Origin of the sequence: Clostridium sp. FP1, assembly GCF_011065975.2 — a bacterium.
GTDB classification, from domain to species: Bacteria; Bacillota; Clostridia; order Clostridiales; family Clostridiaceae; genus Clostridium_AD; species Clostridium_AD tagluense.
The window spans coordinates 1,645,860-1,667,918 of record NZ_JAAMNJ020000001.1; the positions used below are offsets into that span (position 1 = coordinate 1,645,860).

General features: G+C 30.4%; 21 protein-coding genes. 10 read left to right on the forward strand and 11 right to left on the reverse strand.

Annotated elements, in window-relative coordinates; genetic code table 11:
• Window positions 1–241 precede the first annotated feature (241 nt).
• The 3 genes from G9F70_RS07950 (at window position 242) to serS (ending at window position 4,718) form a co-directional block, all read left to right on the forward strand.
• Window positions 242–1,918 carry a methyl-accepting chemotaxis protein gene (locus tag G9F70_RS07950; protein WP_164947821.1) on the forward strand — a complete coding sequence of 559 codons (1,677 nt, stop codon included), beginning with the start codon at window positions 242–244 and terminating at the stop codon, window positions 1,916–1,918.
• 23 nt (window positions 1,919–1,941) lie between these two features.
• The gene (locus G9F70_RS07955; protein WP_164947822.1) at window positions 1,942–3,063 is read left to right on the forward strand and encodes a 4-hydroxybutyrate dehydrogenase; all 1,122 of its coding nucleotides are present in this window, start codon (window positions 1,942–1,944) and stop codon (window positions 3,061–3,063) included.
• A 380-nt stretch (window positions 3,064–3,443) separates the two neighbouring features.
• Entirely contained in the window at window positions 3,444–4,718 is a 1,275-nt protein-coding gene (serS, locus tag G9F70_RS07960) for a serine--tRNA ligase (RefSeq protein WP_164947823.1), read from the forward strand.
• 86 nt (window positions 4,719–4,804) lie between these two features.
• Here serS and G9F70_RS07965 read toward each other — a convergent pair whose 3' ends face one another.
• Window positions 4,805–6,004, reverse strand: a complete 1,200-nt coding sequence (locus tag G9F70_RS07965) for a hypothetical protein (protein WP_164947824.1) — start codon at window positions 6,002–6,004, stop codon at window positions 4,805–4,807.
• A 447-nt stretch (window positions 6,005–6,451) separates the two neighbouring features.
• On the opposite strand from G9F70_RS07965, the gene G9F70_RS07970 reads away from it, so the two are divergent.
• The 3 genes from G9F70_RS07970 to G9F70_RS07980 are packed head-to-tail and all read left to right on the forward strand — an operon-like array spanning window position 6,452 to window position 9,068.
• The gene (locus tag G9F70_RS07970; protein ID WP_164947825.1) at window positions 6,452–7,369 is read left to right on the forward strand and encodes a metal ABC transporter substrate-binding protein; all 918 of its coding nucleotides are present in this window, start codon (window positions 6,452–6,454) and stop codon (window positions 7,367–7,369) included.
• A gap of 32 nt (window positions 7,370–7,401) precedes the next feature.
• On the forward strand, window positions 7,402–8,226 hold the full coding sequence (locus G9F70_RS07975) for a metal ABC transporter ATP-binding protein (RefSeq protein WP_164947830.1): 825 nt from the start codon (window positions 7,402–7,404) through the stop codon (window positions 8,224–8,226).
• A complete protein-coding gene (locus tag G9F70_RS07980; protein ID WP_164947826.1) occupies window positions 8,226–9,068 on the forward strand; it encodes a metal ABC transporter permease in 843 nt (280 codons plus the stop codon). The genes G9F70_RS07975 and G9F70_RS07980 overlap by 1 nt, the downstream gene beginning before the upstream one ends.
• Before the next feature lie 88 nt (window positions 9,069–9,156).
• Here G9F70_RS07980 and G9F70_RS07985 read toward each other — a convergent pair whose 3' ends face one another.
• The 3 genes from G9F70_RS07985 to G9F70_RS07995 are packed head-to-tail and all read right to left on the reverse strand — an operon-like array spanning window position 9,157 to window position 12,559.
• The gene (locus G9F70_RS07985; RefSeq protein ID WP_164947827.1) at window positions 9,157–9,966 is read right to left on the reverse strand and encodes a TIGR03943 family putative permease subunit; all 810 of its coding nucleotides are present in this window, start codon (window positions 9,964–9,966) and stop codon (window positions 9,157–9,159) included.
• A gap of 14 nt (window positions 9,967–9,980) precedes the next feature.
• A complete protein-coding gene (locus G9F70_RS07990) occupies window positions 9,981–11,552 on the reverse strand; it encodes a permease (RefSeq protein ID WP_164947828.1) in 1,572 nt (523 codons plus the stop codon).
• Between the two features lie 14 nt (window positions 11,553–11,566).
• Entirely contained in the window at window positions 11,567–12,559 is a 993-nt protein-coding gene (locus G9F70_RS07995; protein ID WP_164947829.1) for a CobW family GTP-binding protein, read from the reverse strand.
• Between the two features lie 655 nt (window positions 12,560–13,214).
• On the opposite strand from G9F70_RS07995, the gene istA reads away from it, so the two are divergent.
• Together istA and istB are read left to right on the forward strand one after the other, a co-directional pair.
• A complete protein-coding gene (gene istA / locus G9F70_RS08000) occupies window positions 13,215–14,762 on the forward strand; it encodes an IS21 family transposase (RefSeq protein ID WP_224617433.1) in 1,548 nt (515 codons plus the stop codon).
• A gap of 3 nt (window positions 14,763–14,765) precedes the next feature.
• Complete coding sequence (gene istB, locus G9F70_RS08005) at window positions 14,766–15,509, forward strand: IS21-like element helper ATPase IstB (RefSeq protein WP_164948088.1); 744 nt, start codon at window positions 14,766–14,768, stop codon at window positions 15,507–15,509.
• Window positions 15,510–15,578: 69 nt separating this feature from the next.
• Here istB and G9F70_RS08010 read toward each other — a convergent pair whose 3' ends face one another.
• From G9F70_RS08010 to G9F70_RS08025, 4 genes are read right to left on the reverse strand one after another with little or no spacing between them, the layout of a single operon-like run.
• Window positions 15,579–15,851 carry a hypothetical protein gene (locus G9F70_RS08010; protein ID WP_164944996.1) on the reverse strand — a complete coding sequence of 91 codons (273 nt, stop codon included), beginning with the start codon at window positions 15,849–15,851 and terminating at the stop codon, window positions 15,579–15,581.
• 1 nt (window position 15,852) lies between these two features.
• Entirely contained in the window at window positions 15,853–16,641 is a 789-nt protein-coding gene (locus tag G9F70_RS08015) for a hypothetical protein (protein ID WP_164944995.1), read from the reverse strand.
• Window positions 16,625–17,494 (reverse strand): ABC transporter ATP-binding protein, encoded by an 870-nt coding sequence (locus tag G9F70_RS08020; protein ID WP_164944994.1) that lies wholly within the window; start codon window positions 17,492–17,494, stop codon window positions 16,625–16,627. Before G9F70_RS08020 ends, G9F70_RS08015 begins: the two co-directional genes overlap by 17 nt.
• A gap of 12 nt (window positions 17,495–17,506) precedes the next feature.
• On the reverse strand, window positions 17,507–17,869 hold the full coding sequence (locus G9F70_RS08025) for a GntR family transcriptional regulator (RefSeq protein ID WP_164944993.1): 363 nt from the start codon (window positions 17,867–17,869) through the stop codon (window positions 17,507–17,509).
• A 243-nt stretch (window positions 17,870–18,112) separates the two neighbouring features.
• Here G9F70_RS08025 and G9F70_RS08030 point away from each other — a divergent pair, with 243 nt between their 5' ends.
• Window positions 18,113–18,682, forward strand: coding sequence for a GDSL-type esterase/lipase family protein (locus tag G9F70_RS08030; RefSeq protein WP_164944992.1), 570 nt, complete (start codon window positions 18,113–18,115; stop codon window positions 18,680–18,682).
• Window positions 18,683–18,816: 134 nt separating this feature from the next.
• Here G9F70_RS08030 and G9F70_RS08035 read toward each other — a convergent pair whose 3' ends face one another.
• Together G9F70_RS08035 and G9F70_RS08040 are read right to left on the reverse strand one after the other, a co-directional pair.
• A complete protein-coding gene (locus G9F70_RS08035) occupies window positions 18,817–19,662 on the reverse strand; it encodes a DUF2785 domain-containing protein (protein WP_164944991.1) in 846 nt (281 codons plus the stop codon).
• 122 nt (window positions 19,663–19,784) lie between these two features.
• A complete protein-coding gene (locus tag G9F70_RS08040; protein ID WP_224617472.1) occupies window positions 19,785–19,925 on the reverse strand; it encodes a GNAT family N-acetyltransferase in 141 nt (46 codons plus the stop codon).
• Window positions 19,926–19,967: 42 nt separating this feature from the next.
• Between G9F70_RS08040 and G9F70_RS08045 the strand changes: the two genes are divergently transcribed.
• Window positions 19,968–20,645, forward strand: a complete 678-nt coding sequence (locus G9F70_RS08045; RefSeq protein WP_224617473.1) for an ATP-binding cassette domain-containing protein — start codon at window positions 19,968–19,970, stop codon at window positions 20,643–20,645.
• Between the two features lie 20 nt (window positions 20,646–20,665).
• Here the strand turns inward: G9F70_RS08045 and G9F70_RS08050 are convergent, their stop codons facing one another.
• Window positions 20,666–21,640 carry a glycoside hydrolase family 73 protein gene (locus G9F70_RS08050; RefSeq protein ID WP_164944990.1) on the reverse strand — a complete coding sequence of 325 codons (975 nt, stop codon included), beginning with the start codon at window positions 21,638–21,640 and terminating at the stop codon, window positions 20,666–20,668.
• Window positions 21,641–22,059: the final 419 nt, after the last annotated feature.

Consider the following 22,059-nt stretch of genomic DNA (forward strand, 5'->3'; position numbering starts at 1 on the left):
ATTCTAGTAGCTGTAATTGATTTTTGAAAAATGGAAATGTATGTTAAGACGCTAAAAAAAATATGGTTACCTGTGGTCAATCTTTCCAATAGTTTAAATTTCCAATAGCTTATGATATAATAGGTAGTTATGGATTGTAATGCCATAGTAGAATAATGGATTTTTAGCAAGACTGTTTCGTTTTAAGAATGTAACTGTTAAGCTTGGGATTCAATTTTTTTATATTAAAGGAGTGATACAAATGAAAAATGAAAAATCAAAGACATTAAAGGGGAAGTTAGTTTCTATAACTTTAGCTATTTTTTTTGCGGTATTATTACTAAGTACATTTGTTGTAAGTCTTCTCATAAAAAATGAGATGAAAACTGTTTTACTAAGTAAATCATTGGAAACTGCAAAGGAGATTTCTTATCAAGTAAAAACCATATTAGACACAAAAGACAGTAATATTGAAGATTTACAAAGCTTTGTTGTTAACAAGTCAAAGCAAAGCAATATTACTTACATAGCCATATTAGATACTAATGTCAAAGCTATAGCTCACAGTGATAGTATGAAAATAGGAAAAGTTTATGATGATGATTATACTGTAGATGGAGCAAAGAATGGAAATATAAAAACCTCCAGGTTTTATGCCGATGTTCAAAAAAATTGGACATATGACATTATGGTACCGGTATACAAAAACGAAAAATTAATGGGAACACTTGATATTGGTATACCAGAAGCAGGTATAACAGAGGTTGCAAATAAAACATTGCTTATTCAATCTATAATATCTATTGCTTCACTTATAATAACTAGTATCTTGCTTATGTTTATTTTTGGCAGAGCACTTGCACCACTTAACAAGATGGTAACGGGGATTGATAAAATCGGTAAATTTGATTTTACTGATAGCCAGGAAATCAATGAACTTACAAAAAGGCAAGATGAAATAGGTAAAATAGCAAATTCATTATCCGATATGCGAAATGGAGTTTCTCATTTGATAAAAGGGATTATGGATAATTCCCAGACTCTTACAAAATCCTCAGAGGAACTTTCAACAACCATGGAGGAATTAACATCAACAATTGTAACAGTAGACAATGCTGTTAAGAATATTGCAAATGGAATGCAAGATTCAAGTGCAGCAACTGAGGAAATAAGTGCATCCATAGAAGAAGTAGATTCAAGCATTAATGAGCTTTCCCAAAAGGCTATGGATGGAAGTAATAATGCAAATGTAGCAAAAGAAAGGGCTACAGAGGTTAAAAAAAGTAGCGAAAAAGCTATAGAAGATACTCAGAAATTGTACGCCGAAAAGCAAGATAAGATGCTAACAGCTATTGAGGATGGTAAGGTAGTAGATAGTATCAAGGTTATGGCAAATACCATAGCAACTATTGCGGAACAGACTAACTTACTTGCATTAAATGCCGCTATAGAAGCAGCGAGAGCTGGTGAACAGGGAAGAGGATTTGCAGTGGTTGCTGATGAGGTTAGAAAACTTGCAGAAAAATCATCCCAGGCAGTAACAAGTATTCAAGATACAATTATAAGAGTTCAGGGTGCATTTAAAAGTAGTACTAGTACTGGCAGTGATATATTAGAATTTATTAACAAGGATATACAGGTACAATTTGATGCATATGGTGAAACAGGAAATCAGTATTATAATGACTCTGATTTTGCAAGCAGAATGGCTGAGGAAATTGCGGCTATGTCAGAAGAAATTACAGCTACAGTAGGTCAAGTAAGCGAAGCAGTACAGAATATGGCACAATCCTCACAAGAATCCAATGAACATGCTGAAACAATAAAAGAGAGTATGGATGATACTACGAAAGCTACAAAACAGGTAGCGATGATTGCACAAAGTCAAGCGGGACTTGCTCAAAAGCTTAATGAAATGGTGCAAAAGTTTAAAATATGATTAAGAAACACGGGGAGGTAACAATGAAACTTTTAGAATTAAAACCACAAATATATAAATTCAGTAATTGCTTAGAGTTTGCTAATGAATTTAAACTGGGAGAAAAGGACTTAATATTCACTAACAAATTTTTATATGACAAATTCCTTGAAAAATTAAATATAAACTGTAACTATATATTTAAAGGAGATTACAATATCCAAGAACCTTCAGATGATATAATAGATAAAATAATAGGAGAAATAAAGTACAAGAAAATAGATAGAGTTGTTGCAATAGGTGGGGGTTCTATAATAGATATTGCCAAAATATTAATACTAAAGGACGTAACAACAACTAAAGAGCTTTTTGAAAGAAAGATACCTGTAATAAAGGAAAAGAAGCTTATAATAGTTCCTACAACCTGTGGAACAGGAAGTGAAGTTACAAATATATCAATTACAGAAATAAAATCAAAAGGTACAAAAATGGGTCTTGCTGCAGACGAGCTATATGCTGATTATGCAGTTTTAATACCTGAACTTGTAGAGGAACTTCCTTATGAATTCTTTGTATATAGCTCAATAGATGCGCTTATACATGCTATAGAGTCATTAGTATCCCCTAAAGCAAATACTTATACCGAAATGTTTAGTTTTGAGGCTATTAAGATAATAATAAATGGTTATAAGGCTATAATAGAAAAAGGGGTAGATTATAGAAAAGAGCTAATAGAAGACTTTCTTATAGGGAGTAACTATGCTGGTATAGCATTTGGAAATGCAGGAGTTGGTGCTGTACATGCACTTTCATATCCCTTAGGAGGAAAATATCATGTGCCTCATGGTGAAGCAAATTATGCATTCTTTATAGAAGTGTTTAAATTTTATAATAAAAGTAATCCAAATGGTAAAATCAAGAGAGTTAATCAATTTATAGCTGATATTCTTAATGTGCCAGAGAAAAAAGCTTATGAAGCATTGGAAGAGCTATTAAATAATCTAATAGTAAGGAAGAGCCTAAATGAGTATGGCATGAAGGAAGAAGAAATAGAAATATTTAGTCAAAGTGTTATAGAAACTCAAGGAAGATTACTTCAAAATAATTATGTTGAAATGACCCTAGAGGATATTAAGAAAATATATAAAGATTTATATAAATATTAGATATCTAATATAGATTCTTTACTTTTTTTACATTTAATGATATTATATCGTAAAGAATAGCTTTGCAGATTTAAAATATGTTAATATATTTTAGCAATTATGGAAATTAAGATTATTATAGCAATTAAGAGAGCTGGTGGTTGGTGAAAATCAGTGTGCAATATAATCCCTCCGATTCCATAGCAATAAGCTAAAGCGAGAAAGGTTTGTGTCCTTTATCTCACAATAAAGTGGTCATATTTACATATGACAAATTGAGTGGCACCGCGAGAGTTTAGCTCCCGTCTCTATAGTTTTATGGAGATGGGAGTTTTTTGTTTTAAAAAAATATTAACTACAATGTCTAAGCTATTGAAAATATATTAAGGAGGTATTATATTATGTTAGATTTGAATTTAATTAGAGAAAACACCCAAATGGTTAAAGAGGCACTTTCTAAGCGCATGGATAATATTGATTTTGATGAGCTACTTCAATGGGATGCAGAAAGAAGAAAATTAATATTTGACATTGATATCTTAAAAAATAAAAAAAATAAAGTGTCTAAAGAAATACCGGAACTTAAAAGAAAGGGTGAAAATATTGAAATTTATTATTTGGAAATGAAAGAGGTTTCAAGTAACATAAAGATGCTCGAGGATAGATTGACGCCACTTGGAGAAAAAATAAATACCTTCTTAGAGGCCTTACCTAATTTACCAGATAATGATGTAGTGGCTGGAGGAAAGGAAAATAATAAGGTGATAAGGGAGTGGGGTAAAAAACCTGATTTTAAATTTATTCCGAGAGATCATGTAGAGCTTGTAACAATGCATAATTTAATAGATTATGAAAGAGGCGTAAAGCTTGCAGGAAATGGTTTTTGGATTTATAAGGGTGATGGTGCTATGCTTGAATGGGCACTTCTTAATTATTTTATAGAAGAACATATAAAGGATGGGTATGAGTTTATTTTACCTCCACATATTTTATCATACCAGTGTGGATTAACAGCAGGTCAGTTTCCTAAATTTCAGGATGAAGTTTTTAAGGTTACTGATAATAAAAACAATGAAAATAGTCAATTTTTACTTCCAACCTCTGAAACTGCATTAATTAATTTGCATAGAGATGAAATTCTAAAGGAAGAGGAACTTCCAAAAAAATATTTTTCATATACCCCTTGTTATCGGGTGGAAGCAGGAAGCTACAGAGCATCAGAAAGAGGAATGATTAGAGGACACCAATTTAATAAGGTAGAAATGTTTCAATATACAAAGCCAGAAGATTCGGATGCTGCTTTCGAAGAACTTTTGGGTAAGGCAGAGAAGCTTGTTCAAGGATTAGGACTTCATTATCGCGTGACTAAATTAGCTGCAAAAGATTGCAGTGCATCTATGGCAAGGACTTATGATATTGAAATATGGATTCCTAGCATGAATGAGTATAAAGAAGTAAGTTCAGCATCAAATGCTCGGGATTATCAAGCAAGACGGGGAATGATTCGGTTTAAAAGAAATGGAAGCAAAAATACAGAGTATGTTCATACTCTAAATGCATCTGGTCTAGCTACAAGTAGATTACTTCCTGCGATAGTAGAACAAATGCAGCAAGAAGATGGAAGCATTATTGTCCCAGAAGTATTAAGAAAGTGGATGGGGAAAGAAAAATTATAGAAAAAGGGGAATGTAGCTAGATTTATTTACACAAATCTAGCTACATTCCCCAGAAATCATTTCAAATTTCGGTTACTCATTTTATGTTATTTAGTTGGCTCTAAAACTACTAGCTGATTTCCGATTTTTTGATTCTTCCAATTAAAAACCATACATGAATCTAATTTAGGGTCATACATATTAACAGCTTCATCTTTGAGAAAGTTTTTTAAGTTAAAGGCTGCATATATAAAAGCTGCCTTTTTCTTGTTCACAGTTGGGTATTTTCTCATATTAATTAATCCACAAGCCATGCCTGCTAGATGGAAGGATGGATCATATAAACTATTACGACTATCGCAAACTATTAACTTAACGTTTTCTCGAAGCTTGCTTATAAGTTGTCTTAAAAGAGTCATCCCTTTTCCTTGAGGAAGCTCTACGTCTGTTATTTCAGCACTTAAGCTTTCACATACCTTACTCCATAATTCCCTATCTGACTCTTTATCAATTTCTAAACAATCGCCAATGGTTATGGACTCAAGATATCTTAAATCGTGGAAAACATTACAATCTTCTAGAAGATCACAAAAATCAATTATAATAGGCTTATTTTCAGTAATTATAATATTATCTCCTTGAAAATCTCCATGTGCATAGGAGGTAAGACAAATTACCTTTAAATTATTCCAAACATTTTCATTATTAAAATAATAATATGGATTAGGTAGTAATATGTCTGTTCCATCTAAAGATATCCATTTTATATTTTTGTCTATCCCTATTGATTCAAAAGATTTTATATATTTACTGTCCATATATCTATATGAAAGTTCATTTTTAACTATATCTATTGGAGACATGTTTTGTTTAACATGCTCTTTGTTCCAAGTAAATAAAAACTTAGTTATTGTTGAAATTATAGTATCTTTAAGCTCATCTTCATTTAGAACCTTATCCAAAAATGTCATACTATTGTATATATCATCCCCAGCTAAATCATATAAGTTGACATAAAATGTAGCTTTGCTTTTGTCTTGAATTTTATAACTAGATATGAGTTTAGCTATATACTTTTGCATATTGTTTTCTACAGCTAGTGCGTAAGCTTTTTGAAATACTTTTCCTTCATTGCTTTTAGTTACCTTTAAAATACCTACTCTATTAGCACTGCCGTATTCAACCATATATACTCCCGCAGCAGACCTTCCACTTTTAAACTTTTTTAATACTTCAAAAGGAGCAATTTTATCTTTTGTATCTTCACCTATCTTATTTATTTGATTTAGTACATCTACGATATCCATAGTTAACCCTCCCTAGTACCTTTTATAAAATTGTGCTATTTTAAAAATAAGCTCAACTGCATATAGTATAATATAATCACTAAGAATACACAAACTATTATGTGTGATTTTTACTTTATACAAAAAATATGTATTTTATAATAAATATGCAGTTTATATTATTGACAAAGATTGGATTTACATGTATTATATAAATGCGAATGCAAATCATTTGCAACGGATTATTTTATAAGTTATTAAAAGAATTCAGAGTAATTAATTGGTATGTAAAAAGTGAAATGTAGATTTTAAACTTCATAATAACCTGCCTAGAAATAAGGAAAAACTTTTTTGAATTTTAGATAGTAGTTAATTAAAATTAAAGTTGCAAATTATTATCAGTAATACTATAATATAAAAGATGCTTAGATGCAAATGATTTGCATTTAACGAAAGGGTGAATAAAAAATGAAAAATATAAGGGCTAAACTAACATCACTAATGATTGTATCTGTAATGCTTTTTAGTGGATGTACGACGCAAAAAAACAATGAGGTATCAGCTGGTGCTGGTGCAAATAATAAAAAAACATTGACGGTTGCAACCTCCTTTTATCCTATGTACATATTTTCACTAAATGTGGCTAAGGATATTCCAAATGTAAAAGTTATAAATATGACAAAACCCACCACAGGATGTCTTCATGATTATTCAATTACTACTGATGATATGAAAACACTAGATGCGTCCCAGGTGTTTGTAACTAATGGTGCAGATATGGAATCATTTATGGATAAGGTAACAAAGCAAATGCCTAAGCTTAAAGTTATTGATTCAAGCAAAGGAATAAAATTGATTAAAGGTGAGGGGGACGAGGGATACAACCCACATTTATGGGTAAGTATTTCTAATGGTATAACTCAAGTGAAAAATATAGGAGAGCAGTTAGCTACAATAGATCCTACTAATGCACAAAAGTACAAAGAAAATACTGATGCATATGTAGTGAAACTTGAGGCTCAAAGAGATAAAATGCACAAGTCATTGGATAATATTAAAAATCGTGACATAGTTACTTTCCACGAGGCATTTCCGTATTTTGCCAAGGAATTTAATCTTAACATAGTAGGAGTTATTGAACGTGAACCTGGTTCTGCTCCAAGTGCAAAGGAGTTGCAAGAGACTGTTGAGCAGGTGAAAAAACTAAAAGTAAAAGCATTGTTTGCAGAACCACAATATCCTCTTAAAGCTGTTGAAACTATTGCAAAAGAATCAGGCTCCAAGGTTTATACCCTTGATCCAGGCGTTACAGGACCTATGGATGCAGACGCGTATATTAATATAATGAACAGTAATTTAAAAATATTGGAAGAGGCATTAAAATGATAAATAGTAATAAATTAATAAGTGGTAATAAGATGACAAATAGTAACAAGATAATAAATAGTGATAAAATTAAAAATATAGATTGTAAGAAATGTAGCTGTGGACTATGTTGCACAAAAATAAAAGATTTTGGTGTGACTATTGGAAAAACAGAAATATTAAAAGATGTCAATCTCCATATTCATTGCGGAGATTTGACTGCTATAATAGGAGCAAATGGTGCAGGAAAGAGTACGCTCATAAAAGCCTTATTGGGAGGAATACCACATTCAGGGCATATTACCTTTGCTGGGGGAAATAAAAAGGTTATCAATAACCCTAAAATGGGATACGTACCTCAAAAACTTGATTTTGATAATAGCTCACCTGTAAGTGTTATGGATATTTTTGCAGCTACATTAAGTAGTAGACCGATTTGGTTTTCTATTTCAAAAGATATAAGGCGAAAAGCTCTTAAGAGTTTATCTTTGGTTGATGGAGAATATCTTATAGATAAGCGTTTAGGAGTACTATCCGGTGGAGAATTGCAAAGAGTGCTTCTAGCCTTAGCACTAGAGCCTATACCAGATATATTATTATTAGATGAGCCAGTATCAGGAATTGATCAAAATGGGCTAAAATTATTCTATAAAACTGTATCAAATTTAAGAAAAGAATATGATTTATCTATTATTTTAGTTTCTCATGATCTACATTTAGTATCAAAATATGCGGATCGCATTGCATTTATCAATAATAAAACCATTGAATGCTGTGGTACGGCAGAGGAAGTATTTAGCAATGAAAAAGTAATTGATGTGTTTGGTGTAGATTGGAATAAGGTTTTGGTAGATAGAAACGATGGGGAGGATGACTAATGTCTTTATGGTATAGTATAGTAGATTTTTTACTTCCCTTTGATTGGGCTCATTATACATTTATGAAAAATGCATTATTAGGGGTTTTATTGGTTACTCCTATGTTTGGTTTACTTGGTACCATGGTTGTAAATAATAAAATGGCTTTTTTTTCAGATGCACTGGGACATTCAGCTCTCACGGGAATAGCAATTGGGGTAATTTTAGGTATTAAAAATCCAATATGGTCTATGCTAGCATTTTCACTTATGCTCGCTGTAGTAATAACTAAAGTTAAGAATGTAAATACTTCTTCAACGGATACTATAATAGGTGTTTTTTCATCTACAGCAGTTGCGCTTGGAGTCGTAATGTTATCATTTGGAGGCGGCTTTACAAAATATTCGGTTTATCTTATAGGTGATTTATTAAGCATTAGTCAAATTGATTTGTTAATACTTCCAATTATATTTGTAATTGTGGTTATTATCTGGGTAATTGCCTTTAATAAGCTTTTATTAGTAAGTGTAAATCCTTTATTGGCAAGAAGCAGAGGTATTAACATTAATTTTTATGAGTATTTATTTACAACTACTGTTGCAATTATTGTAACAATGTCTATCCAATGGGTAGGAGTTCTAATTATAAGTTCCATGCTGGTGCTACCTGCCGCCGCTGCAAGAAATATTTCTAGCAATATGAGGCAGTACCATATATACTCTATAGCAATTGCCCTTATTTCAGGAGTAGCAGGACTTATTTTATCTTATTTTTTAGGTTCTGCTTCGGGTGCTACTATGGTTCTGATTTCATCAATGTTTTTTGGAATTACATTTTTTATGAAAATGAAAATTTACTCATAAAAAAAGGAGCTGTGGCTCCTTTTTTTTATGAACTTAAATAGATAGGGTTATTAAATTAGTAATGAGATAAATTGTACTAATCTAATTGTTAAAAAGGATAGACGTACTCATTTTTTTGCTTTTCCGCATTGGCTATACTTTGTGCTACAATTATAGCAATTCTTTCACCCTTATAATCTATTATTTCTACTTTGCCTTTAACAAGTATCCATGTATCTTGTTTTAAATCCTTAGCTTTATCATAATGACACAAAAGGCCCACTGGCTGTAGGTCTGCTGCGCAACAGGACATCATAAATCTAGCTGGAACAAACTCATTTATTTTAAACGCCTTATCTTTAAATACGAAACCCGTTAGTTCAATTTTCTTACCTTCGTATTTATTCATATTATAAGAAATCTCTTGTACCCATTTCACAAAATTATTATCATTAATAAAGATGGTGTTATCCTCCATTTTTAAAGCTTTATCTACTTTACTAGAATTTATTTTTGCAGTATCTGTAGTTTTAGTAGTATCTATTATATTATTGTCTGAAATGTTATTCTGCTTTGTAACAACAATTTTTTCAACGTTTTTAGGAGTTGTGCGTGACATTGACTTTGAAGAAACTGATGCTGTTGGTATTAGGAAGGTCATAAACAGAGGAATAATAAAAAACAAATAAGGCTTTATATTTACTTTTCTCTTTGGTTTAAATAATTCGCCTGCAATGAATAGTGAAAGTAAAATCATTGCTACAATTCCAAATTTCATATATGGGATAATCCTAGGGCTAACGTAAAGTAGTACTTTATCTGTTTTTATTATGTAATAAAAGAAAAATGCGAATCCAATTAATATAATTAGTTTTAATAATACTTCTATGTTTATTTTTTTTAGCCTCATTAATTGCATAAATTATACCCCCATTAGAATAGCATAGAGAAAAAAATTAATACCACGAAGGAAATCACAGTTATTAGAATTACAAGTTTAATAACAACCCTTTTTTCAAAGTTTCCCAAAAGCATAAGCAAATTCTTTATATCTAACATAGGACCAAGTACTAAAAAGCCCATTACTGCTCCCAGAGGAAATTGATTGATAAAAGGTCTTGCTATAAAAGCATCGGATGTTGAGCATACTGAAAGTATAAATGCAAATAACATCATGATTAAAATTGAAATTATAATTCCGCAACCTAAGGTTGGAAATAGATCTTTTGGGATTGTAGTCTGCATTATGCTAGAAAGAAATGAACCAATAATTAAGAATTTTCCTACTCCAAAAAATTCAGACCCTGCATGTTTGAATATAGCATCTATCCTTTGCCTAAACCCATCTATATTATTATAATCATCACTACAAAATCCACAATTACAAAATGATTTATTGGTATTGTCTAATAGCATAGGATTTTTTTCGGGAGAAAGAAGAAATACCAAACCAACAAAAAACGCTACTATAATGCCTAAGCATGTCCTATATACTGCTATAAGTGGTTGGTTTGGAAATGCATATAAAGTAGAAGCAATAACAATTGGATTTACTATAGGAGCAGCCAGCAAAAATGTTATAGCTGCAGGTAGAGGTACGCCTTTTTTTACAAGGCGTGCTCCTACAGGTACAATGGCACAATCGCATACCGGAAAGAAAAATCCTGCCAATATAGCCACAATAAATTGTAGTGCAGTATTTTTTGGGAAAACCTTTGTTATTTTTTCTGTTGATACAAATACTTGTATTATAGAAGAAAAAAATACACCAAATAATATAAAGGGAAAGGCTTGAATTAAAATGCTTAGAAATATTGTATTGAATCTTTGTAGCCAAGGTAAAATAATATTAGTAATGTCAAAGCCTATTGGTTTTATAATAGAATACAACAAATAGGCTACAGTTAGAAAAAAAATTGTCATGAGAAGTAAAAGTTCATTATTAAAAAAATTTGGTTTAGTCTCAATTAAAATTTCTTCACTTATTTTAGCTGACTTGTTTATCCCTTTTAAAGTTCCTTTTATATTCTTTATTTTTTCCTTATTTAAAGCAGTTGTATTCTTTAGAATGATAAAATCACTATTTGAAATTTGATTTATAAGCATTTTTCCTAGATTATTCATAAAAAGATCAAAGGTTATGGCATCAATAAGATGTACAATGTTAGGCGCAGTGCATTTTCTGCTTATACTAAAATAGTCAAAAATTTCTAATAAGTCATGGATTTTTTCTATGCCGTTGGCTTCTATAATGATTTTATTTGGTTTATATTTTTCAATGATTTTATTCATATACTCTACATTTATAGGGTTTTGTTTGCTTACATTTTGAATAAATAAATTTTCATTTTCTATACCCACATAATCTATGGTTGTTTGTCCTTTTTCGCATTGTATTATGACTATTTTATTTTTTACGAGATCTTCATTTATAAGTTTATCATTTATAAATTTAGTCTTACCAGAACCCAAGAAACCAGTAATTATATCTACTTTTATTTTCATTATCTAAAACCCATCTATTCTGTTACATTAAATAAATTACAAAGTTTATTCTTATTTAAGTTTTCACCTATTATACATAATCTTCCTGTGTAATTAGGGTCGATATTTTTCACTTCAAATTCACCAGGCACATAATCAAATTGTAACCATTTGTTTTTATCACTTTGTACAATGCCTTTTCCTCTTAAAATAAATCCATAAGTTTTATCATTGGATAAACTGCTGAGAATTTTCTTTAATTCGTCTTCATTGTATGCATTTGGAGTTTCTACGCTCCAAACTTGGAAAACTTCATTCGCAGCATGGTTATGGGGGTGAGAATTTACATTTTCAGTCTCTTTAGTATAAGTGTGACCTTTTATAGAAAAGTTTTTTGCACTCCTTATTTGCTTTTCTAAGGATGCTGAATCATTTTGCTCTGCAACATCTATTATAATATCTGAAGTTAGGCACTCTAAGGCTGTAGTTATTATATTACACTTATTATTTAACTTGCGTATAGAATTAACTACAGACTCTAGATTTTCTCTATCAGATTTTTCAGTTCTACTTAAGATGATTGTTTTTGCATTCTCTATTTGATTTTCGAAAAACTCACCAAAGTTATCTATGTATAGTTCATATTTTAATATGTCTACAAGAGTTATAATCATATTAATTTTTATTAGATTTTTTAATTTAGTTGTTTCACAGGCTTTGATTATATCTGAAAGTTTTGCTACTCCAGATGGTTCTATAATTATTCTATCTGGATTATACTTTGTTACAATCTCCTCAATAGCTTTTTCAAACTCACCAACAAGCGTACAACATATACACCCAGAATTAATTTCTTTTACTTCAACATTTGATTTCTCAAGTATGCTTCCATCAATACCAATTTCACCAAATTCATTTTCAATTATAACTATATTTTCGCTATGTAGTTTTTCTTTAAGTAGTTTTTTTATTAAAGTAGTTTTCCCAGACCCTAAAAACCCTGAAATTATGTCGATTTTTGTTTTCATTTTCTATGCCTCCAAAAATAATTTTTTTACTGAATTGTGTAAATGCAAACCATTTGCATTTACATTTGATTCTATTATATTATTATGTATTAAAAATTACAACCTATTTTTGATATATAATAAAAATTAGAACTAGTGAATTGAAAATAAAAAGCGACCTAATAATTAGGTCGCCTGATGCTTAAAATCCCATTACTTTTTTTAATGTTAGTTTATAAGACTTCTTAAGTGTAAATGCTGCTAGAAAGCTGACAATTATAATCGCTAGGAGATCACACTTTAAAATATTATTAGGTCCAACAATCCAGGAACATAAGGCGATAAAACTCATACCCACCAGCACTATAGTAGCCCATGCATATGAATAGGAATCATTGATTAGCTTCAATTCACAAGAAGCCAATGCTGGATAAAGGAAATTTGTACATAAAAGATAAAGCACAATAAATAATAAGTATGACGCAGGCAGTTGTTGATGACTAAAAATTGATACAAAAAGAGTACCAATGAAACCTATAATATAAATTACATAGGTATGGTGTAAGTGGTAAACTAAAACCATGAGATTTAGGAAAATAAGAACCCGGAATAATTTCCAAATAACCACAAAAACAAACACCTTTTCTGTACAATAGAATTGAAGAGGTGATGAGAATTGAAAAGATTGAAGGGCTGGAAATTGTTTGGTGAAATTAAAGAAATGAAGGAGAGAGGATTTAATAAATCTCAGACATCAAGAAACTTATTGATTGATTTTGAAACGGTATCAAATTATTGGAATATGACACCTGATGAATATGCTAAATTACTGGAAAAGAGAAAAAGTAGAGTTAAAAAGCTAGACCAATATGAGGAAGAAATTATATCGTGGTTGAGGGATTATCCAGATATGAGTACTTCGCAAATATTTGACTGGTTGGAAGAAAAGTATGGAAGTATGGATTGCACTGATAGGAGTGCTAGAAACTTTTTAAGCTGCATAAGGACTGAATATAAGATTCCAAAAATAAAGCATATACGGCAGTATGAAGCGGTTGCTGATCTCCCAATGGGATATCAAGCACAGGTAGATTTTGGACAAATATGGCTTAAGACAGATAAGGGCAATAGAATTAAACTTTACTGTTTCACGATGGTTCTTTCCCATTCTAGATACAAATTTGCATTATGGATGGATAGGCCATTTACAAGCATAGATTTTGTACAAGCTCATGATATGGCTTTTAAACACTTAGGAGGTATGCCTATTGAAATTGTGTATGACCAAGACAGAATTCTAGCGGTGAATGAAAATTATGGTGATATCATATTTACTGAAGAATTTCAAAAATACATAGACATAATGAAATTCAAAGTATACTTATGCAGAGGATTTGATCCAGCTAGTAAGGGCCGAATTGAGGCCGTGGTTAAATTTGTTAAATATAACTTTGCTGAACATAGAATATTTTCTGACATCGCTACATTTAACGAAGAATGCCAATCATGGCTTGAAAGGACAGGAAATGGAAAGATACATGGAACAACAAAAAAGATACCAAGAGAAGTGTTTGCTCTAGAAAAGGAACATCTTCTTCCGATACCTAATGTGGTTAATGAATTAACATCTAATACAAGTTTAACCTATGTTGTAAGGAAAGACAATACTATTTTGTACAAACAAAACAGGTATGGTGTTCCTAAAGGGACCTACTCACCAGGCAAAAGCGTTAAGCTTGAAATAGATAGTGATTTAGTAATAATCACTGATATAGAAACAAAAATATTGATTACAAAACATAAATTAAGCAAAGAAAAAGGCAAGCTGATAAAGATAACTCATCCAGAAAGAGAGAGGGATACAAAGCTTGAAGATATGTATAAAGAGGTTTTAGTTCTACTTGGCAGTGGTGATGATTCAATACAGTTTTTAAATAGCATAAAAGAGCTAAAACCTAGATATATGAGGGATCAACTAAGTGTTATTAAAAAATCTGTTGCAGCTACTTCCGCAGCAATAATAAGGGACTCTTTGGATTACTGTATTAAAAGAAATCTATTTAGCGCTACTCTTTTTAATGACACAATATTATTTATGAAGGATAAACAAACTACCTCTGAACATGTTAAACAGCCTCAAAGTAATCCTATACCTGAAAAGTACAGAAATATTAAGACACAGGTTAGAGATACCAATGAATACAAACAGGCAATGGAGGGATAAAAAATGAGCAAAATAGAGGATTTAAAGCAGCAGGGACAAACACTTAAGCTTTACAATCTATGCGAGTGTGTAGAGGCATTAATAAAGGATGCGGAGCTTAAGGATAGCTCTTACCAAGAGTTTTTGGAAACAGTGCTTGAAGGGGAAATAAAGACTAAAGAAAAGAGGGCACAAGAGATACGTTTAAAGAATGCCTGTTTCCCAACTATAAAGACTTTGGATAATTTTGACTTTGATTTTCAAAAATCAATCTCTAAGAAAAAAATCAATAGACTTCTTGATATGGATTGGATAGATGACATCTTTAATTTGATTTTTTTAGGGCCGCCAGGCGTTGGTAAAACTCACATTTGTCTTGCTCTTGGATACAAAGCTATTGAGATGGGATATAGAGTTACGTACACTACGATGGATCATCTAATGTACGCGCTGAAGACCTCTGATATATCAAGGAAAAGTAAGAGCAAAGTAAATAAAATTCATTCCTCAGAACTCGTAATTATTGACGAAGTCGGGTATCTCCCTATAACACGTGATGAAGCCAATCTGTTTTTTAAACTTGTATCAGAGCTCTACGAGCAAACATCCATAATTATCACATCAAATAAAGGATTTGAAGACTGGAATGAATTATTAGGTGACCCTGCTTTAACCACTGCAATACTAGATAGACTGACTTATAAATGTGAACTTTTCAACATTACTGGCAAGAGTTATAGATTGGAACATAGACAATTATTGATTTAAATGGGAATTATTAACTGGAAATTATTCAAGGAAATTATTTTCCTAAATTTCACGGAAAGTACTTGCCATTTACATATGGAGATAAGTAATCTTTATAATATCGTTAGTTCTCATAGGAAGAGTTAAACAGAAAATATATCTTTTTTGAGATAGTTCATTCATACCCAAGGATACAACAAGGAATCCTACTATGATTACAAAAAATGTTTCATAAAAGTCACTTCGTACAGTAGAGAATGCCTTCACTACTGAAGGAATAATCAAAAGTAATGCATATAAAAAGGTTTTATAAAAGAATCCAGCTTTGAGCATTTTAACATAGTTTAATAGTAGTTCTTTCATTTCAATTACCCACCTCCTCCGAGATTTTTAAAGGTAACTTGAAGCCTATAAAGTAACTGATTATAGTTGAAATAAGTATAACAATTAACCCTGAAAACCCGCCGATATATCTGCAAGCTTTTAATATAGGAATGAACATTGGACCTAGAGCACTAAACATATTTTGTGCGTTTACTAAGGTATCTGGTTGTACATAGGGAATATTTAATAAATAAAATATAAATAGTGATAATAATAATGCAGGAAACAAATACCTAAAAGACTTATATTTTTTAGAGTATAAAGGTGAAAAGCTTATTGACACACTCATAGTCCATATACAATGAATTAATACAAGAAATCCTAAATATGCCGATATAAGCTCACTTGTGCCGATAAAAAGATTTAATCCTATAAGATATACTACTGTAATAAAAGATGGAATACTTAGCATTTGAAAAATTCCGAATTTCACATTATATACATCTTTTTTTAATAATGGTGCTTGTATTAGAAAATCATTTAGATTACCGGTGACTTTTCCTTTCAATCCAGCAATACCTTGAGTTCTTAAAATAAATACATAAGGTAAGCTAAATAAATACAGTAGTGGAATAACTATAGCACTAAATTTTATTATTGTTCCTCTGTTTACATAATTATGTACCATCCTTGTTGTATTTGAACATATCATTATTACAAATAGTCCTGCAAATAGTCCATTAAAAATCATAGAAATAGGTAATGCCAAGTTAAAACCGCTTGGATACATAAATCTAAAAGCTTTAATTATATTAATAACTCTTTTCAACCTTATCACACCCCCAAATATTAAAGGTTAATAAATTTTCAACACTAGGATTAGTACCTTTGATGTCCTTAAAAAATTCATTAGCTTTTTCTCTTAAAATCAAACCCTCAAAAGCAATCTCACCTTTTCTAATTCCAACAAACTGATGCTCAAGCCCTTTTAGCTCTTCCATGCCTCCAGTTAATACAATATATTTTTCTTCAAGTTTATCAATTGAAAGGCTTTCTATTATTTTACCATCATGAATTAAAGTTATATAATCCGCTATTTTATCTAAATCTGAGGTAATATGTGTTGAAAAGAATACTGATTTTTCTCCATCAGACACAAACTCACGAAGTATGTCTAAAATCTCAATTCTTGCAACGGGATCAAGTCCTGCGGTGGGCTCATCAAGGATTAAAAGGTTTGGCTGATGTGCAAAGGCAAGAGCAAACATTGCTTTTGTTTTCATACCCTTAGAAAACTCACCTATTTTTTGATCCAAGGGAATTCGCCATTTGGAAACATAGTTATTAAAAATATCATTACTCCAATTATCATAAAATAGGCTAAGTGCTTTTGCATGATTGTGCACAGTAGAGGTACTTATAAAATAATCTTCATCTGGTACATAGCCAATATGGGATTTTACAAATATCTCTTCTTTAACATTATCTTTTCCAAAAATTTTAATTTGTCCTGAGGATTTCCCTATTGCATTTAATATTAACTTAATAGTAGTAGTTTTCCCTGCTCCGTTTTGTCCTATAAATCCCATAATGCATCCTTTTTCAAGGGTAAAGCTTACATTATCCAAGCTAAAACCCCTAAAATCTTTATTTAAATTTAAAACTTCTAATATATTTTCCATTTTTATTGCCCCCTAGATAGTCTGAATTATTTCCATAAGAGTTTCTTTAGTTACCCCAGCTTCTATTATTTCACGAGTCATATTCTTAAAATCTTTAATTAATTTATCTTTTTTTTCTAATAATAACTTTGACACATCCACAGTATTTACAAAAGTACCCTTGCCAGATACCGTATATATTAGGCCTTCATGTTCTAAATCTGTATATGACCTTTTTGTGGTAATAGTGCTGACGTTCAAATCCTTCGCTAGCTGCCTAACTGAGGGAAGGGGGTCGTTTGATTGAAGTTTTCCACAAAGTATATTTGATTTGATACAAGCCTTTATTTGTTCATACATAGGTAAGTCACTTGTGTAATCTATAGTAATATTCATTAATTCACCTCTTTTTAGCTAGCGTATATAAAATGCGATATCGTGTATACCATATATATACGATATCGCTTTTTGCACTTATTGTCAATGAATTTAATGTTATACTTATATATATAAATATAACGAAATCATAAATTATGGTTTGTTTTCATTGAAAAAACGAAGAGCTTTTTTATGAAATATGGTTTTATATATTATAAATAGTAAATTTAAATATGCTTTAGAAAGGACTGAACAAAATTTATGAAATTGGTATGTTTTGGTGATAGCTTAACCTATGGATATGGGATTATAAGAGGGAAATGTTGGGTAGATTTAATTAGAAAAAAATTAGATGTAGAAGTTATAAATCAAGGTGTTAATGGCGAAACAACTGCTGATATGATTTCTAGGCATTATATTGATATAGTAGAAAAAACTCCAAGTCATGTAATCATAATGGGTGGCAGTAATGATTTTTTAAAGGGATATACGGTGAGTAGTGTTGAAGCGAAAATAAGCCGCCTAATTAAGGAAGCAAAAGAATATGGAATAATACCTATTATAGGCATACAAACTCTAACAGACAAAGATTTAGCACTTGAACATTGGAGTTTTGATGTGGACTATTTAAAAGTAAATGAAAAGATCAAATTGTATAGGCAGTGGGTATTAAATTATTGTAATGAAGAACAAGTTTTGTTTATAGATTTTTATAATGCTTTAGAAACTGCTAAAAAAACTTTATATCCTAAACAACTTTACATTGATGGGATTCATTTAACAGAAAAAGGGCATGAAATTATGAGAGAATGTGCATTATTAACGATTTAAGAAGGGGATATTTACTGTTGATACTAATATATTTGATTTAACTTAAAAAAATAGTGCCATTGGAGCACTATTTTTTTTGTAACTTGCAAGGTGTCACGTGTGTGGCACCTTGGGTTAAAAATTCTACTATGCAACTATTTAAAATGATTTGGAGTTGTATTATTTAATACCTGCTCTATTGTATCCATAAATGATTTTTTCTCATTTCTCCTTTTAAGTCTAAAATATAGTGCTGATAAAAAGTTTTTGCGGTTACTTGTTATATTGTGGTCCTCTGGATACTTGCCAGTAAGTTTAATATTTTCAAAGTTTTTTATCCAATTTATAAACTCTTCATCATTAAGAATTGCTCTCTCAATTATTTTGGTAACAGCACTTATGAGCCTTTCGTCCTCACAATTTGTATATGCATAATGGTTTATACATACCTTCTCTTTTATTGCTTTTAACATTTCTATTAATTCTGGCTTCTTAGTTTCTTTGCAGTTTGCAATTTGACTAAACACATCAGCTGTATGAGCAGTTGAATGTGCCCAACCCTTAATTTCTACGTACCCTCTTGTATCTTTTTCTTGCCTTGAATATCTTATTACATCTGCATAAATCCTTTTTATTTGTTCTTCTGTAAAAAGGGGATCCTCACTTTGGTTATGACGATAGAGTATTAAATCTAAAACTAATAAAGTAAAGGTTCTATTAAAAACAGAATCATCTTCAGTTTTACCCATATTGTAGAATAAATGTTTTTCACTTAATGATAATTCCAATATATTTTTTACTTCTTCATTTGTTAAATAGTTTTCTACAATCATGTCTGAAAGAAGTTCTAAAATAAGCCCATCTCTAAGGTCGGGATCTATTGAACCTATATTTTCTAGCATATCTAGAGCTAGTTCATACTTATCAATACCACTTGGAATACTCCAGTTATTGTCTCTAATATCTATTAACTGCTGTTTTAATTGATTTGCGTCTTTCATTTACTTATTCTCCTTGTTTATTGATTAGCAAAGATATCCATAAATAACCTTACCATTTTTTTAAAGATATTTCATAATTATACCATGTAAACAATTACAATTAAAGTTAAAATATAATTATTTTAGTTCTCTTTGGAATGAATATAATATGTGTCATAAGGCTCGTCTAGCACATAGCAAAGCTTTTGGGCTAAAGCTACAGATTCAATGTTAGCCGCGTCATAGCTAGGATATTTTCCTCTGTGGAGACAATCTAAAATCAATTCATAGTTATATATAAACTAATCAATGTTATTATCACACGTTTGGAGGATAAGAAGATTAATATAGATTTTGCTTTAAGGGATAAAGAGGTTAATGAGGTATTAGAGATTGTAGGACTTTCTAAATCCTTCCATAATAAGATGCTCTTTGAAAATTTAAATTTAAAGGTTGAATATGGGGACAGGCTTGCCATTGTAGGGAGAAATGGAACAGGAAAAAGTACACTAGCCAAAATGCTTGTAAAAGAATGTAAAGCTGATAAAGGAATTATAAGATATGGCGAAGAGGTTAAAATAGGCTATCTTGCACAAAATGTTACATTTAAAAACAATGGTCAAACAGTGTTAGAAGAATTTAGAGAGGATTTAACTATTTCACAGCAGAAAGCAAGAAGTGCCTTGGCAAAGTTTCTATTTACTAAAGATGATGTATTTAAAACCATAGGAACCTTGTCTGGTGGAGAAAGAAGTAGGCTTAGGCTATGCAAGCTTATGCAGCAAGACATTAATTTATTAATTTTAGATGAGCCTACCAACCACTTTGATATTAACTCAAGAGAAATGATAGAAATATCTTTAATGAATTTTGAAGGTACGATAATTTGTATTTCTCATGATAGGTACTTTATTAATAAAATCGCTGAAAAAGTTGTTGAGCTCACTAAGGATGGAGCTCGTCAATATAAGATAAAAGAGACTTCAGAAATTATGGAAAAATAGTGCCACCTGGGTGGCACCTTTTATTTTTGACTCTGTGCTCTATTATCAATAAGCTGTAAATCATTTTCTTTTATTATGGAAACCAATAAATCGGCATATACGTTATTTCCATTATTATCTTGCTTAGTACTATATCCAGCATTTTCAAGTGCTTGAGCTTGCTGTATATACTGAGAAGCCTCAAAAACTCCATTTTTTTTATATCTATCATTATCAAAAAGAAATTTTCCATAATCATCTAAAGAATCTACTTTGTTTTCATATCGTCTAAAATCAGCTTTTATAATTTCATGATGATATTCTGATGTAGTCATATTTACACTTTTACCACTCCAACTACTATCAGCTTTTATTCCAAATAAATTATTCGCTTTAATACTTAAATCTGATTTACCCCAAGCAGATTCTAATATACATTGAGCTATTGTGATAGAAGGAAGGATTTTATATTTATTATATAGTTCAATAGATTTTGGTGAAAGTTCCTCAATAAAAATTCTACATGAAGAATCCTTCTTTAAATTACCATTTACTAAACCTATAAATTCTAGTTGTGCTAAGTATTTATGAATTTTATCTTTATTTTTATTATTAAAAGATAAGTTATTTAACACAGCATCTATACTTATAAGTTTGTAATTAATTTTTTTACTGCTTGTACTATTTTTCATTAAAAATAGTTCCCCTAATTCTTTTAAATTTTCTTTATTAGCTTTTGAAAAATCTTTTTTATATCTAACTCCATCAATAGCAGCTAAGTTTTTCCAATCAACTTGAAGTTTACCTTTACTTACAGCATCAGCTGCATTTATATAAAGATTTATTTCTGATTTACTTAGAGTAATATAATCATCTTTAGTAAAATAATTTATGGCTATAAGCGAGATACATATAATCATAACACCCAAAAGTATCTTGCTAAATATTTTTTTTGATTTTTTCTTAGTTCTGATTCCAATTCTTCTATTTTCTTGCGTTTCTAAGTTATTATCCATATAAACCCTCCATAATATTAGTTTTTATAAGTTATTAATTCTAAAAAATATAATATTAACCCATTATAGTTTACAATTATACATATTAGGTTAAGTTTATTACAACTTATTCATTTTGGCTATAAATAAATTGTAATATAGTTGTAAACTTTATAAGTACACGACAATATTATTAGGTTATTTTACAATAGTGTAAGGTAACATTTATTGAAAATAAAACTTTTTCTTTAGAGGAGTTACAAATGGATTAGATATAATCACAACTGAAGAAATGGAAAAGACATTGTGCCTGTGAATTTAAATATAGTTCTTAAGAATGCATCAATGTCTCGTCGGCCCGTATCATGTGATATATTAAATATTTTACAATATATTTCTTATTATTCCATTATTTTATGGTAATATGATATTGTTAGACA

What these genes read in the sequence shown, in the direction of transcription:
- G9F70_RS07950 (WP_164947821.1), top strand. Translation starts at nt 242, where the DNA reads ATGAAAAATGAAAAATCAAAGACATTAAAGGGGAAGTTAGTTTCTATA.
- G9F70_RS07955 (WP_164947822.1), top strand. Translation starts at nt 1,942, where the DNA reads ATGAAACTTTTAGAATTAAAACCACAAATATATAAATTCAGTAATTGC.
- serS (WP_164947823.1), top strand. Translation starts at nt 3,444, where the DNA reads ATGTTAGATTTGAATTTAATTAGAGAAAACACCCAAATGGTTAAAGAG.
- G9F70_RS07965 (WP_164947824.1), bottom strand. Translation starts at nt 6,004, where the DNA reads ATGGATATCGTAGATGTACTAAATCAAATAAATAAGATAGGTGAAGAT.
- G9F70_RS07970 (WP_164947825.1), top strand. Translation starts at nt 6,452, where the DNA reads ATGAAAAATATAAGGGCTAAACTAACATCACTAATGATTGTATCTGTA.
- G9F70_RS07975 (WP_164947830.1), top strand. Translation starts at nt 7,402, where the DNA reads ATGACAAATAGTAACAAGATAATAAATAGTGATAAAATTAAAAATATA.
- G9F70_RS07980 (WP_164947826.1), top strand. Translation starts at nt 8,226, where the DNA reads ATGTCTTTATGGTATAGTATAGTAGATTTTTTACTTCCCTTTGATTGG.
- G9F70_RS07985 (WP_164947827.1), bottom strand. Translation starts at nt 9,966, where the DNA reads ATGCAATTAATGAGGCTAAAAAAAATAAACATAGAAGTATTATTAAAA.
- G9F70_RS07990 (WP_164947828.1), bottom strand. Translation starts at nt 11,552, where the DNA reads ATGAAAATAAAAGTAGATATAATTACTGGTTTCTTGGGTTCTGGTAAG.
- G9F70_RS07995 (WP_164947829.1), bottom strand. Translation starts at nt 12,559, where the DNA reads ATGAAAACAAAAATCGACATAATTTCAGGGTTTTTAGGGTCTGGGAAA.
- istB (WP_164948088.1), top strand. Translation starts at nt 14,766, where the DNA reads ATGAGCAAAATAGAGGATTTAAAGCAGCAGGGACAAACACTTAAGCTT.
- G9F70_RS08010 (WP_164944996.1), bottom strand. Translation starts at nt 15,851, where the DNA reads ATGAAAGAACTACTATTAAACTATGTTAAAATGCTCAAAGCTGGATTC.
- G9F70_RS08020 (WP_164944994.1), bottom strand. Translation starts at nt 17,494, where the DNA reads ATGGAAAATATATTAGAAGTTTTAAATTTAAATAAAGATTTTAGGGGT.
- G9F70_RS08025 (WP_164944993.1), bottom strand. Translation starts at nt 17,869, where the DNA reads ATGAATATTACTATAGATTACACAAGTGACTTACCTATGTATGAACAA.
- G9F70_RS08030 (WP_164944992.1), top strand. Translation starts at nt 18,113, where the DNA reads ATGAAATTGGTATGTTTTGGTGATAGCTTAACCTATGGATATGGGATT.
- G9F70_RS08035 (WP_164944991.1), bottom strand. Translation starts at nt 19,662, where the DNA reads ATGAAAGACGCAAATCAATTAAAACAGCAGTTAATAGATATTAGAGAC.
- G9F70_RS08050 (WP_164944990.1), bottom strand. Translation starts at nt 21,640, where the DNA reads ATGGATAATAACTTAGAAACGCAAGAAAATAGAAGAATTGGAATCAGA.